12 protein-coding genes are annotated in these 13,417 nt (G+C 70.4%); 9 read left to right on the plus strand and 3 right to left on the minus strand.

Going from position 1 to position 13,417, the window contains the following annotated elements:
* Positions 1-52: 52 nt before the first annotated feature.
* On the minus strand, positions 53-916 hold the full coding sequence (locus tag GWK16_RS13360) for an ATP-binding protein (protein ID WP_170054477.1): 864 nt from the start codon (positions 914-916) through the stop codon (positions 53-55).
* 128 nt (positions 917-1,044) lie between these two features.
* Here GWK16_RS13360 and yajC point away from each other — a divergent pair, with 128 nt between their 5' ends.
* The gene (gene yajC, locus GWK16_RS13365; RefSeq protein WP_170054478.1) at positions 1,045-1,395 is read left to right on the plus strand and encodes a preprotein translocase subunit YajC; all 351 of its coding nucleotides are present in this window, start codon (positions 1,045-1,047) and stop codon (positions 1,393-1,395) included.
* Between the two features lie 7 nt (positions 1,396-1,402).
* Positions 1,403-2,002: a cysteine hydrolase family protein gene (locus tag GWK16_RS13370; RefSeq protein WP_170054479.1), complete on the plus strand. Its 600-nt coding sequence runs from the start codon at positions 1,403-1,405 to the stop codon at positions 2,000-2,002.
* A gap of 78 nt (positions 2,003-2,080) precedes the next feature.
* Here the strand turns inward: GWK16_RS13370 and GWK16_RS13375 are convergent, their stop codons facing one another.
* On the minus strand, positions 2,081-2,722 hold the full coding sequence (locus tag GWK16_RS13375; RefSeq protein ID WP_170054480.1) for a superoxide dismutase: 642 nt from the start codon (positions 2,720-2,722) through the stop codon (positions 2,081-2,083).
* A 125-nt stretch (positions 2,723-2,847) separates the two neighbouring features.
* On the opposite strand from GWK16_RS13375, the gene GWK16_RS13380 reads away from it, so the two are divergent.
* From GWK16_RS13380 to GWK16_RS13395, 4 genes are all read left to right on the plus strand, one after another.
* Complete coding sequence (locus GWK16_RS13380; protein WP_170054481.1) at positions 2,848-3,660, plus strand: squalene/phytoene synthase family protein; 813 nt, start codon at positions 2,848-2,850, stop codon at positions 3,658-3,660.
* A 65-nt stretch (positions 3,661-3,725) separates the two neighbouring features.
* On the plus strand, positions 3,726-4,310 hold the full coding sequence (locus tag GWK16_RS13385; protein WP_170054482.1) for a hypothetical protein: 585 nt from the start codon (positions 3,726-3,728) through the stop codon (positions 4,308-4,310).
* A 66-nt stretch (positions 4,311-4,376) separates the two neighbouring features.
* The gene (locus GWK16_RS13390; protein ID WP_170054483.1) at positions 4,377-5,171 is read left to right on the plus strand and encodes a hypothetical protein; all 795 of its coding nucleotides are present in this window, start codon (positions 4,377-4,379) and stop codon (positions 5,169-5,171) included.
* 67 nt (positions 5,172-5,238) lie between these two features.
* A complete protein-coding gene (locus tag GWK16_RS13395; RefSeq protein WP_170054484.1) occupies positions 5,239-6,366 on the plus strand; it encodes a hypothetical protein in 1,128 nt (375 codons plus the stop codon).
* Between the two features lie 59 nt (positions 6,367-6,425).
* Here the strand turns inward: GWK16_RS13395 and uvrA are convergent, their stop codons facing one another.
* Positions 6,426-9,287 (minus strand): excinuclease ABC subunit UvrA, encoded by a 2,862-nt coding sequence (gene uvrA / locus GWK16_RS13400; protein ID WP_170054485.1) that lies wholly within the window; start codon positions 9,285-9,287, stop codon positions 6,426-6,428.
* 222 nt (positions 9,288-9,509) lie between these two features.
* Between uvrA and ssb the strand changes: the two genes are divergently transcribed.
* The 3 genes from ssb to coaD all read left to right on the plus strand — a co-directional run bounded on the left by ssb (position 9,510) and on the right by coaD (position 13,406).
* Positions 9,510-10,055, plus strand: a complete 546-nt coding sequence (gene ssb / locus GWK16_RS13405; protein ID WP_170054486.1) for a single-stranded DNA-binding protein — start codon at positions 9,510-9,512, stop codon at positions 10,053-10,055.
* A 110-nt stretch (positions 10,056-10,165) separates the two neighbouring features.
* Complete coding sequence (gene gyrA, locus GWK16_RS13410) at positions 10,166-12,904, plus strand: DNA gyrase subunit A (protein WP_170054487.1); 2,739 nt, start codon at positions 10,166-10,168, stop codon at positions 12,902-12,904.
* The gene (gene coaD / locus GWK16_RS13415) at positions 12,897-13,406 is read left to right on the plus strand and encodes a pantetheine-phosphate adenylyltransferase (RefSeq protein WP_170054488.1); all 510 of its coding nucleotides are present in this window, start codon (positions 12,897-12,899) and stop codon (positions 13,404-13,406) included. The genes gyrA and coaD overlap by 8 nt, the downstream gene beginning before the upstream one ends.
* Positions 13,407-13,417: the final 11 nt, after the last annotated feature.

A 13,417-nucleotide genomic window follows, 5' to 3' on the forward strand; every position in this document is an offset into this window, starting at 1 on the left:
AGCGGATGCCCCGCGAGGAAGCCCGCGAGGCGCGGCAGCGCGGAAAGGCGGCTCAGGCCGGGATCCTCACCCCGAGGCGCCCGGCGAGGTCGAGAATGAACTGCCAGGCGACGCGGCCGGATCGGCCGCCGCGCGTCACGGACCATTCGACCGCCTCGGCGCGCAGCTGCTCGGGCGTCGCCGGCAGGCCGAAATAGGCCGCATAGCCCTCGATCATGGCGAAGAAGGTGTCCTGGTCGGCGTTGTGGAAGCCGATCCAGAGGCCGAAGCGATCGGAGAGCGAGACCTTCTCCTCCACCGCCTCGCCGGGATTGATCGCGGTGCTGCGCTCGTTCTCGATCATGTCGCGCGACATGAGGTGCCGGCGGTTTGAGGTGGCGTAGAACAGCACGTTCTCGGGCCGCCCTTCGATGCCGCCGTCGAGCACCGACTTCAGCGCCTTGTAGTCCGCATCCTCCTTCTCGAAGGAGAGGTCGTCGCAGAACACCAGGCAGCGGCGCGGCTGGGCGCGGAGGACGTTGAGCAGATCCGGCAGGGTGCGGATGTCCTCGCGGTGGATCTCGATCAGCGCGAGGCTGCCCGGGATCTCGGCATTCGCCGCCGCATGGGCGGCCTTCACGAGGGACGACTTGCCGGTGCCGCGCGCGCCCCACAGCATCGCGTTGTTGGCGGTGAAGCCGCGCGCGAAGCGCATCGTGTTCTCGAGCAGGATGTCCTTCTGCCGCTCCACGCCCCGCAGCAGGCCGATGGGCACGGCCGAGACCTTGGGGACTGGCGACAGCCGCGCCTCGGGGCCGGGATGCCAGACGAAGGCATCCGCACCGGCAAGCGCCGGGGCGGCCACGGGCGGCGGGGCGAGGCGCTCCAGCGCCTCGGCGATGCGGGTCAGGGTCGGCAGAAGGGCGTGGTCGGTCATGGCCCGCGCGGAATAGGGCCTGCGGGGGCCGCCGGGAAGGGGGCCGGCCCCCGGCCGCTTGACGCGCAGGGGCTTGCGGCTAGGTTGCCGCGCTCTTCTTCACGTGCCGGGAAACGGAAACAAAGCCCATGTGGACCCCCTTCGGGATCTCGACCGCCCATGCCCAGGATGCCGCCGCGGGCGGCGTGGGCATCGTCATGCAGCTGTTGCCGCTCGTGCTGATCTTCGTCGTCTTCTACTTCCTGCTCATCCGCCCGCAGCAGAAGAAGATGAAGGAGCATCGCGAGATGCTGACGCAGCTCAAGCGCAACGACCGCGTGGTGACCTCGGGCGGCATCATCGCGACCGTTACGAAGGTCAAGGAAGGCTCGGACGAGATCGAGGCCGAAATCGCCCCGAACGTGCGCGTGACGCTGGTGCGCGGCACGATCAGCAGCGTCATCCGCCCCGAGGCGGCGAACGACGCCAAGCCGGCCTGATCGCGCCATGGCCCGGCCCCGCTCGCTCCTCGACCTGGCGGGCGCACTGCGCGACCCGCCGCGCCTTGCCGATGCCGCCCTTGTCGTAATCGACGCGCAGGGGGAATACGGGCCCGAGGGGCGGCTTCCGCTCGACGGCATGGCCGAGGCCCGCGCGGCGCTGGCCGGCCTGCTGGAACGTGCCCGCACAGCAGGCGCTGCGGTGATCCACATCGCCCACCGTGGTAAGGCGGGCGGGCTGTTCGACCGTGATGCCGCCGGCGGTGCCTTCCTCCCGGATGCCGCGCCCCGGCCGGATGAGGCGGTGGTGGAGAAGGGCCTGCCGAACGCCTTCGCCGGGACCGACCTGCAGGCGCTGCTGAAGCAGGCCGGCAAGCCGGAGCTCGTGCTGGCCGGATTCATGACGCACATGTGCGTGAGTGCGACGGCCCGCGCGGCGCTGGACCTTGGGTACCGCGTGACCGTGGTGGGCGACGCCGTGGCCAGTCGCGCCCTGCCGGATCCCATGGGCGGCGCCGACATTCCGGGGGCTGAGATCAGCCGCGTCGCGCTGGCCGAACTCGCGGACCGCTTTGCGATGGTGGTGCGGGCCGACAGCCTGCGCTGACCGGCCGGCACGTCCCCAAACGAAAAGGGCGCCGGGGATCTCCCCCGGCGCCCTTCGTGTTTGGGCGGTGGTCTCCGCTCAGGCCGACTGGCCGGAGGTGAAGCCGCCCTTGCCGAGCAGGTCGGCCACGACTTCCCAGTTCACGAGCTTGTCGAGGAAGTTCGCGAGGTAGTTCGGGCGGACGTTGCGGAAGTCGAGGTAGTAGGCGTGCTCCCACACGTCGACGCCGAGGATCGGCTTGCCCTCGCCGGTCGAGACCGGGTTGGCGCCGTTCGGGGTCTTGGTGACCTTGAGCTTGCCGTCGGAGCCGATGACCAGCCAGGCCCAGCCCGAGCCGAACTGCGTCGCGCCGGCCGTCTTGAAGGCTTCCTTGAAGGCCGCGAGGCCGCCGAGGTCGCTGTCGATCTTCGCGGCGAGCGCGGCCGGCAGGCTTTCGCCATGCGCGCCGCCCGGCGCCATCACGTTCCAGAACAGGCAGTGGTTGTAGTGCTGGCCGGCCTGGTTCAGCACGGGCAGGCCGTCGGCGCCGGCCTTGCCGGCCTCGACGCAGATGGCCTCGAGCGTCTTGCCGGCGAGGCCCTTGCTCTCGATCAGGCCGTTCAGCGCGGTGACGTAGGCGTTGTGGTGCTTGCCGTGATGGAGCTCGAGCGTCTCCTGGCACATGCCGTTGGCGGCGAGGGCGCCGGTGGCGTAGGGCAGCGGGGGCAGGCTGAAGGCCATGGGGTCTCTCCCGATCGTCGGTCGAAGCGCGGGCCGCGCCTCCCGGTCGAGGTAGGCGGCGCCTTATCGCGCGTCAACCGCGCGCGGGCTTCCGTCGGCGCGCGCGGACCCGCATAGAGGGCGCCGTGAACCTTTCCCCGACAGGCGCCTTCGCGCGCGCGCACGACCCGGACCGCTTCCTCTGCGCATTGTTCGCGCCGGCGGAAGCGCGCGAGGCGATCTTCGCGCTGATCGCGCTGAACCACGAACTCGCCCGTGCGCGCGAGGCAGCGACGAATCCGCTGGCGGCGATGATCCGACTGCAATGGTGGCGGGATGCGGTGGAGGAAGCCCGTGCAGGACGGCCGCCGCGCCGACATGAGGTCGCGGGGCCGCTCGCCGCCGTGATCGCGGAAGGCGGCCTCGATCCCGATGCGCTGATCGCGCTGGCCGATGCGCGCGAGGCCGAAGCGGAAGAGGGCGGGCTCGCCACGGAGGAGGCCTTCGTCGCCTGGCTGCGTGGCACCGCCGGCGGCTGGTCGGCCGCTGCCGGACGGGCCTTGGGGGCGAGTGCGGAGGAGGCCGAGACCCTGCGTGGCCTCGGCGCCGCCTATGGACTGGCGGGCGTGCTGCGGAACATTCCTGCCCATGCCGGCCAGGGACGTTGCCTGCTGCCGCTCGACCGCCTCGCACGCGCCGGCCTGAATGCCGAGGCCGTGATGGCCGCGCCCGACGCGCCGGCCGTGACGGAGCTGCGACGCGAGATGGCGGCCGAGGGCCTGGCGGCGCTGGCCGGGGCCCGGCGGGACCTGCCGCGGGGACTCGTTGCCGCGGCGCTGCCGGCGGTGCTGGCGCGACGCGACCTCGCGCGGCTGGCGCGCGGCGGGTCGCTGCCGCAAGGGCGTGGCGTCGGGGATCGCCTGGCCGTCATCGTCGCGGGGCTCCGCGGACGGGTCTGAAGCAGCGCATTGCCCGCGCGCCGCATCGTCCCGAGCCTGCCGCCGCAGGGGCATGAGGTGCGATGATGGCGGGTGGCGAGGATGCTTCGGTGCTGGATGCGGCGGCGCGGCTGGCCGGGCTGTCGCCGCAGGAGCGCGAGGCGCTCGGCGCGCGGTGGGCGGCGGTGCGCGCGGCCTTCCCTGGCCGTCCGCTGCGGGTCCGTCCGCGGCGGGCGCGGCGATGGCGCAACGGGGCCGCCGTGGCGCTGCTCGCTCTCGTGCTGGGAGCCGGTCTGGGGGTTGGCGGCATGGCCCTGGCCGGCCCGCGGATCGGGCTGCTGATGGGTCTCGGCGGCATGGCGCTGGGTGCGATCGGCTGGCTGCGCCCGAGTCCCGAGGCGCGATGGTTGCGTCAGGACCTCGATGGCCGTCCCCTGGTGCCGGTCCCGCTCTACCGGGAGGGCTCGCGGCTCGCCGCGATACCGGACGGGCGCCGCCTGGTCGGCGGGTTGCCGCTCCTCTCGCTCGACCCCGGACGGGATTCTCCGCGCCTCGCCCTCGGCGTCGCGACGGATGGCGGCGACGTCGTCCTCGCCCTCGACCCGGCCTTGCGGTGCCTCGTCCTGACAGCCGAAGAGCGGGCCGGCATCCATGCGGCCCTGACGCTGTGATCTGCTTCGCTGGCCTCGGCACGCAAGGCGGCGCAGTTTCGCCCTGACCTGATCGGAGACTTCGTCGTGAATGCCGTGCTCGCCGCTTTCCCGCGCCGTTCGCTCGTTCTGAAACCCGGCCGCGGTGCCTTGGGCGGCTGGCTGCTGGGCCTGGGGGGGCTGGTGCTGTTCGGCGGCTTCCTGGCCCTTCTCGCGATCGAGGTCGTGCCCGAGATCCGGGACGATTTCGTGGTGCGGGAGACGGCGCGCTCGGCCCCCGGCGCACGCATCGTGGAGGGGCGCTGCCGGTCGCGGCTGTTCCTGCTGCAATCCTGCGACATCACCATCGCCTGGCGGGGGAAGGACGGCAGCGGCACCCGCAAGCTGAGCTACTTCTTCGTCGAGCCGCATATGGGATCCTGGAGCGCGCAGCCCATGGCCGATCCCCGGCGGCCGGAACTCGTGACGACGGATCTTGGGCTTGAACGGCTGTGGAACCGCGTCGCGACCGCCATCGGGGGAGCGATCTTCGCGGTGGCGCTGATGGCGGGACTGGTGATCGGTGCGCGGCGCGCGCAATCCGCGCGCGGTCAGATCAAGGCCCTGTCGGGGCGCGTGCTGGAACCGGTGCCGGTGCGCTTCCGCGGCTGGGGCGAGGGGCCAAGCTGGATCGTGCAGGACGATCGCGGCGCGACCGCGGAGTGGCCCGTCCGCAAATCCGACAAGCCATTCCTCCTGGACGAGGCGCGCGGCCTTGTGCTCGCGCTGCGCGATCCTGCGGGCGGCCCGGCCTTTCCGCTCGATGACAAGCTGCGCTTCGTGACCCTGTCGCCCGAGGAGCGCGCGCGTATCCTGGCCGCGCGCGGCGCCGTCGCAGGGTGATGCTGTGCCTTGACGCGGGGGGCGTGAGGCCGGAAGGCTCGCCACCCGTGCGAGGAAGGCGGCACAGATGATCTTCGAAGGGGTCGCGCCCGGGACGTGCCGGGCGCCGATCGTCATCTTCTCCTTCGACCGGCCCGAATATCTCGAACGGCTGTGCCGCGGGCTGCTGGCGCAGGCGCAGGTTCGGCCCGATCCGTCGCGCGTGTTCCTGCTGCAGGACGGTGCGGTTTCGCCGCGGACGGGCCATCGCTACGGCCGGCCGCTGCGGATGCAGCGTTGCATCGAGGTCTTCCGGACGCTGTTTCCCGAAGGCCAGGTGCTCGCGGCCGAGCACAACCTCGGCATCGCCGACAACATCCTGCGCGGCCAGCGCCACGTCTTCGAGACCCTGGGCGAGGAGATCGGCTACTTCTTCGAGGACGACCTCGAGCCCGGCCCGCTCTACCTCGCGGCGCTGGAAGCCATGCGCGCCGCGACCGAGCCCTTCGCCGGCCGCGTCGCCTATTTCGCGGCCTATGGCGACCACAAGGCACCGCGCCCGGGGCCGGAGGTGCGCGCCGTCCAACTCGGGCATCACTGGGGCTTCGGGCTGCGGCGCGCGGCGTGGCGGCGCATCCAGGCCTTCCTGCCGGCCTGGTGGGAGGAGGCGCGGCGCGTCGACTTCCAGGGGCGCAACCGGCTGCGGCTGCTGAAGGTCCAGCGTGACTGGGACGTGGCGGTGGACGGCATCGCCGAGGATGCGGCGACGGAGCTCGCCTGCGCGTCGCTGGGCCTCGCGCGGCTGAACACCGACGTCTCCTTCGCGCGCTACATCGGGGAGCATGGCGAGCACTTCAATCCGGGCGTGTTCCGGGCCCTGGGCTTCGAGGGGATGCGGTGGGCCGACGGCGATCGCTTCGTCCTGCAGGCGCCGAGCGCCGACGAGGTGGACGGCATCGCCGCGGCGGCGCGGGAGGGGCGCGTGGCCTATCGCCGCGACCACCTGGAGAACCTGATCGCGCGGGCCGAGGCCGAGATCATCGACCCCGACCGGATCGCTACGCCCGAGGACGTGGCGGCGATGTGGATGATGCTGCTCGACGGCCGGCTGGTGCCGCCGGAGGTGATGGAACGCCATGCGGGCCGCACGACGATCCGCGACCTGCGCCGGGCTATCGTGCGGATGCCGTTGTTCCGGCGGAACACAGCGCCGTAGGGCGGAGACCGATCAGCTGGGATGGCCCGGTCGGGAAAGGACGGCGCCCTCGAGCCTCGTTAAGCGCGCTTCCGCTTCCTGGCCGGCGCGACGGCGCGTTCGAGCAGCGGGGCGAGGAATCGGCCGGTGTGGCTCTCGGCGACGGCGGCGATGTCCTCCGGCGTGCCTTCCGCCACCAGGCGCCCGCCGCCATCGCCGCCCTCCGGGCCAAGGTCGAGCACCCAGTCGGCGGTCTTGATGACCTCGAGGTTGTGCTCGATGACCAGCACGGTGTTGCCCTGGTCGACCAGGGCGTGCAGCACTTCGAGCAGCTTCCGCACGTCCTCGAAATGCAGGCCCGTGGTGGGTTCGTCGAGGATGTAGAGCGTGCGCCCCGTCGCGCGGCGCGAAAGCTCCTTCGACAGCTTGATGCGCTGCGCCTCGCCGCCCGACAGTGTCGTCGCCTGCTGGCCGAGATGGATGTAGCCGAGCCCGACGTCGCGCAGCACCGACAGCTTGTCGCGGATGGAGGGCACGGCGGAGAAGAACTCCACGCCTTCGTCCACCGTCATGTCGAGCACGTCGGCGATCGACTTGCCGCGGAACTTCACTTCCAGCGTTTCGCGGTTGTAGCGCTTGCCCTTGCAGGTGTCGCAGGTGACGTAGACGTCGGGCAGGAAGTGCATCTCGATCTTGATGAGGCCGTCGCCCTGGCATGCCTCGCAGCGACCGCCCTTCACGTTGAAGGAGAAGCGGCCGGGCTTGTACCCGCGGGCGCGGGATTCCGGCATCTCGGCGAACCAGTCGCGGATCGGGGCGAACAGGCCCGTATAGGTCGCCGGGTTCGATCGCGGCGTGCGCCCGATCGGCGACTGGTCGATGTCGATGATCTTGTCGAGCAGGTCGAGCCCCTCGATCCGGTCATGCGGGGCAGGGACCTCGGCCGCGCCCATCAGCCGCCGCGCGGCGGCCTTGTAGAGCGTCTCGACCACCAGGGTGGACTTGCCGCCGCCCGAGACGCCGGTGACACAGGTGAAGGTGCCGAGGGGGATCGAGGCGCTGAGGTCCTTGAGGTTGTTGCCCGTCGCGCCGACGACGCGGAGCTGCTTCTTGCGGTCGGGCTTGCGGCGCGCGGCGGGAACCTCGATACGGCGGATGCCCGACAGATACTGGCCCGTCAGGCTGGCCGGATTGGCCGCCACCTCGGCCGGCGTGCCCTGGGCGATGACGCGGCCGCCACCCTTGCCGGCGGCGGGGCCGATATCGACCAGGTAGTCAGCCTGGCGGATCGCATCCTCGTCATGCTCGACGACGAGGACGGTGTTGCCGAGGTCCCGCAGGCGCCGCAGCGTCGTCAGCAGGCGTTCGTTGTCGCGCTGGTGGAGGCCGATCGAGGGCTCGTCCAGCACATAGAGTACGCCCGTCAGGCCGGAGCCGATCTGCGAGGCGAGCCGGATGCGCTGCGATTCACCGCCTGAGAGCGTCGCCGAGGACCGGCCGAGCGAGAGGTAGTCGAGGCCGACATCGACGAGGAACTGCAGCCGTTCCTCGATCTCCCGCAGGATGCGACGCGCGATCTCCTGCCGCTGCGGCGTCAGCGTCTCCATCACCGTCGCGAACCAGTCGCGGGACCGTTTGATCGAGAGATCGCTGACCTCGCCGATGTGCTTTCCCGCCACCTTCACGGACAGCGCCTGAGGCTTGAGCCGGTAGCCACCGCAGGCCGCGCAGGGCTTCTCCGCCTGATAACGCGCGAGATCCTCGCGCACCCAGGGATTGTCGGTTTCCTTGAACCGCCGCTCGAGGTTCGGAATCACGCCCTCGAAAGGCTTCTGCACCTCATAGGCGCGCAGCCCGTCCTTGTAGCGCAGGGTGACGACATCGTTCCCGGTGCCATGCAGGATCTGCCGGCGCGTGGCGTCCGGGATGTCCTGCCAGGGCGTCGTCATGGCGAACTTGAAGTGCTTCGCCAGGCTTTCGAGCGTCTGCGTGTAGTAGGGCGACTGCGCGCCGGTCCAGGGCATGATCGCCCCGTCCTTCAGCGAAACGTCGTCCTGCGGCACCACCAGTTGCGGGTCGAAGAAGGATTCCGTGCCGAGCCCGTCGCAGGCCGGGCAGGCGCCGTGCGGGGAGTTGAAGGAGAAGAGCCGCGGCTCGATCTCCTCGATGGTGAAGCCGCTGACCGGGCAGGCGAACTTCGCGCTGAACACCGTGCGTTCGTTGGTGTCGGCGTTGTCGGCATAGGCGATGCCGTCGGCGAGGCCGAGCGCCGTTTCGAAGGAATCCGCCAGGCGCTGCGCAACGCCGTCCCGCACCACGACGCGGTCCACCACGATCTCGATGTCGTGCTTCAGCTTCTTATCGAGCTTCGGCGCTTCGCCGATCTGGTACAGCGTGCCGTTGACCTTCACGCGTTCGAAACCACGGCGCTGCCATTCGGCGAGCTCCTTGCGGTATTCGCCCTTCTTCCCCCGCACCACCGGCGCGAGCAGCAGCAGCCGCGTCCCCTCCGGCATCGCCATCACGCGGTCGACCATCTGCGAGACGGTCTGCGCCTCGATCGGCAGGCCGGTGGCAGGCGAGTACGGCACGCCGGCCCGCGCCCAGAGAAGGCGCATGTAGTCGTTGATCTCGGTGACCGTACCGACGGTCGAACGCGGGTTGTGGCTGGTCGTCTTCTGCTCGATCGAAATGGCGGGCGAGAGGCCCTCGATCGAATCGACGTCCGGCTTCTGCATCAGTTGCAGGAACTGCCGTGCATAGGCGCTCAGCGACTCGACGTAGCGACGCTGGCCCTCGGCATAGATCGTGTCGAAGGCGAGGGAGGATTTCCCGGATCCGGACAGGCCCGTCACGACCGTCAGCGTGTCGCGGGGAATGTCGAGGTCGACGTCCTTGAGATTGTGCTGGCGCGCGCCGCGGATACGGATCAGGCCGGTCATTCAGGGGGGCTCCGCACGCGGCGCGGCGGGGCCGGCCGGTGATGTTCCGGTGATGTTCTCTTCCTATATGCCCTCGGGACGGGCGTATGGGAAGGGGACGCTGCGGCGCCGAATGAACGGACGCCGGCAAGGGGTCGTCACCCCCGGCATGCCGCGGCACTGGCCGCAGGACGCCGGATTGGCTAGAACCTCCCGTTCAAGAATCCCTAGGAATCCGCGCGCATGGCAGGCGTCAACAAGGCGATCATTCTCGGGCGGCTGGGCCGCGATCCGGAAGTGCGGAACTTCCAGAACGGCGGCAAGGTCGTGAACCTGCGGATTGCAACCTCGGAGCGATACAAGGATCGCGAGGGCAACCAACAGGAGAGAACGGAGTGGCACTCCGTTGCCATCTTCAATGAGCGCCTGGGCGAGGTGGCCGAGAAGTACCTGCGCAAGGGAAGCGAGGTCTACATCGAGGGTCAGATCGAGACCCGCAAGTGGCAGGCCCAGGACGGCCAGGAGCGCTACACGACCGAGATCGTGCTGCGGCAGTTTCGCGGCGAGCTCCAGCTCGTCGGCGGCCGCGGCGGCGGAACCGGCGCGGAGGAGGGCGGCGGCTATGCCGAGCGCTCGGGCGGGGGTGGTGGCGGCAGCTATGCCGACCGGCCGTCCGGGGGCGGGCGCGGTGGCTATGAGGGCGGCGGGGGCGGTCGTTCCAGCGGCGGGGGCCGCAGCGGCGGCTGGGACTCCAAGAAGACCGACCTCGACGACGAGATCCCCTTCTGATCCCTTTGCCGCGCGGCGGTTGACGCAGGCCGCCGCGCGGTGCCTATGGCGCCCGAACCCCGCGCGCGACTGCGCCGCGCCGCCACTCTGACCGGACCGAGCCTGACCGCGTGAGCGACCCGAACACCCCCGGCGAGACCCCCTCGGACACGACGCCCGTCGCGCTCGAGGAGGAGATGCGCCGCTCCTACCTCGACTACGCGATGAGCGTGATCGTCGCGCGCGCGCTGCCCGATGCGCGCGACGGCCTCAAGCCCGTGCATCGCCGCATCCTGTTCTCGATGTACGAGAGCGGATTCACGCCGGACAAGCCGTACCGCAAGTCGGCCCGCGTGACCGGCGACGTGATGGGTAAGTACCACCCGCATGGCGACGCCGCGATCTACGACGCCATGGTGCGCATGGCGCAGCCATTCTCGATGCGCGTGCCGCTGATCGACGGGCAGGGGAACTTCGGGTCGGTCGACGGCGATCCGCCGGCGGCGATGCGCTACACCGAGGCGCGGCTCGCGCCGTCCGCCATGGCGCTGCTGGAAGGCATCGACGAGGATACCGTCGACTTCCAGCCGAACTACGACGAAAGCGCCGAGGAACCGCGCGTCCTGCCAGCCGCCTTCCCGAACCTGCTGGTCAACGGCGCGGGCGGCATCGCCGTCGGCATGGCGACCAACATCCCGACGCACAATCCGACCGAGGTGATCGACGCGACGCTGGCGCTGATCGGGAACAACGCGCTGACGCTCGAAGATCTGATGAAGATCATCCCGGGGCCCGACTTCCCGACCGGGGGCCTGATCCTCGGACGCTCCGGCATCCGCGCGGCCTTCGAAACCGGCCGTGGGTCGATCCCGCTGCGTGCGCGCGCCGACATCGAGGAGATCCGCGGCGGCCGCCAGGCCATCGCCGTCACGGAGATCCCCTACCAGGTCAACAAGTCGAGCCTGCTCGAGAAGATCGCCGAACTGGTGCGCGCCAAGGCGATCGAGGGCATCTCGGACCTGCGCGACGAATCCGACCGCTCGGGCATGCGCATCGTCATCGAGCTGAAGCGCGATGCGACGGCCGAGGTGGTGCTGAACCAGCTGTATCGCATGACGCAGCTGCAGACCTCCTTCGCGGTGAACTTCCTCGCCCTGCACAACGGCCGTCCGCAGCAGATGGGGCTGAAGGACGCGCTGATGGCGTTCATCGGCTTCCGCGAGGAGGTCATCCTGCGGCGGTCCCGCCATCGGCTGGCGAAGGCGCGGGAACGCGGCCACCTGCTGATCGGCCTCGCCATCGCGGTCGCCAACATCGACGAGGTCATCCGCGTCATCCGCGCCAGCGCCGACGCGGCGACGGCGCGCGTCGCGCTGATGGAACGCGACTGGCCGGCGGGCGACGTGGGCGCGCTGCTGGAACTGGTCGACGACTACCGCAACGTCATCACGCCCGCCGGCACCGTGCGGCTGACAGAGGAACAGGCCCGCGGCATCCTCGACCTGCGCCTGCAGCGTCTCACGGGCCTCGAGCGCGAGAAGATCACCGCCGAACTCGGCGAGGTCGGCGAGAAGATCCGCGACCTGCTCGACATCCTGGGCTCGCGCATCCGCCGCATGGAGGTGATGTCGGCCGAGCTGCTCGCGGTGCGCGCCAAGATCGCATCGCCGCGCATGACGCAGATCGTCGACGGCCTCGCCGACGTGGATGACGAGAGCCTGATCGAGCCCGGCACCATGGTGGTGACGCTGACGCGCGACGGGTACGTCAAGCGCACGCCGCTCGACACCTTCCGCGCCCAGGGGCGCGGCGGGAAGGGACGCACCGGCGCTGGGACGCGGGAGGACGACGTCGTCATCCGCTCCTTCGTCGCGCACACCCACCAGTTCGTGCTGTTCTTCACCAGCCGCGGCATGGCCTTCCGCGAGAAGGTCTGGCAGTTGCCGGAAGGTGGCGCGACGGGGCGCGGGCGGTCGCTGCGCCAGGTGCTCGCGCTGCAGGAAGGGGAGAGCGTCACGGCCGTGCTGCCGCTGCCGCTCGACGAGGACCTGTGGGACGGGCTGCATCTGGTCTTCGCGACGGTGCAGGGCAATGTCCGCCGCAACCGGTTGTCGGACTTCAAGAACGTGCGGTCCTCGGGCCTCATCGCCATGAAGCTCGACGAGGGCGACAGCCTGGTCGGCGTCGCGACCTGCCGGGAGGGCGACGACGTGCTGCTCGCCACGCGCGGCGGCAAGGCGATCCGCTTCCAGGCCGAGCCCGACACGCTGCGCCTGTTTGCTGGGCGCGATTCGACCGGCGTGCGCGGCATCCGCCTCCAGGAGGGCGACAGCGTGATCGCGCTGTCCGTCCTGCGCCACATCGACGCCACGCCGGACGAACGCGCGGCCTACCTGAAGGCCGCCGCAGCCAGGCGCCGCGCCGGCGACGAGGAGGCGGAGGCGACGCCGGCCGAGGAGGGCGAGGAGGCCGTCGCCGACATCGCGCTCAGCCAGGAGCGTTTCGACGAACTCGCCGAGGCGGAGGAACTCATCCTCGCCGTGACCGATGGCGGTTTCGGCAAGCGCACCTCCGCGCACGAGTACCGGGTGACCGGGCGCGGCGGGCAGGGCATCAACGGCATCACGCTGTCGAAGCGCACGGGCCGCGAGGTCGTCGCGACCTTCCCGGTGCGCCAGGGCGACCATCTGATGCTCGTCACCGACGGCGGTCAGCTCATCCGCATCCAGGCGGATGACGTGCGGATCACCGGCCGCCAGGGGATGGGTGTCACGCTCATGCGCCTGTCGGAAGGGGAGCGGGTGATTTCGTGCTTCCCCGTCTCCGACGAGGGTGAGGACGAGGAAACGGCCGAGAACATCGATGACTGAACGAATCGCCCTGTATCCGGGCACCTTCGACCCGGTGACCAACGGGCACCTCGACATCATCGGCCGCGCCGCGCGGCTGGTGGACAAGCTGGTCGTCGGCGTCGCGATCAATATCGGCAAGGGGCCGCTCTTCGATCTCGAGGAGCGCGTGGCCCTGGTGAAGACGGAGGTGGCGTCGATCGCCGCCCGCAACGGCGTCGTCATCGAGGTGCGCCCCTTCCAGGGACTGCTGGTGCAGTACGCGCGCGAGGTCGGCGCGCGGATGGTGATCCGCGGGCTGCGGGCGGTTGCGGACTTCGACTACGAGTTCCAGATGGTGGGCATGAACCGGCGCCTGGATCAGGAGATCGAGACCGTCTTCCTGATGGCCTCGGAGACCAATCAGTTCATCGCCTCCCGCCTCGTGAAGGAAATCGCGCGGCTGGGCGGGGACATCTCGGGCTTCGTGCCGAAGGCGACGCTCGACGCGACGCTCGCCAAGATCCGCGCGACCCAAGGCTGAAGGAGCCAAGA

The organism is Neoroseomonas marina (assembly GCF_012927745.1).
Classification (GTDB): Bacteria; Pseudomonadota; Alphaproteobacteria; order Acetobacterales; family Acetobacteraceae; genus Neoroseomonas; species Neoroseomonas marina.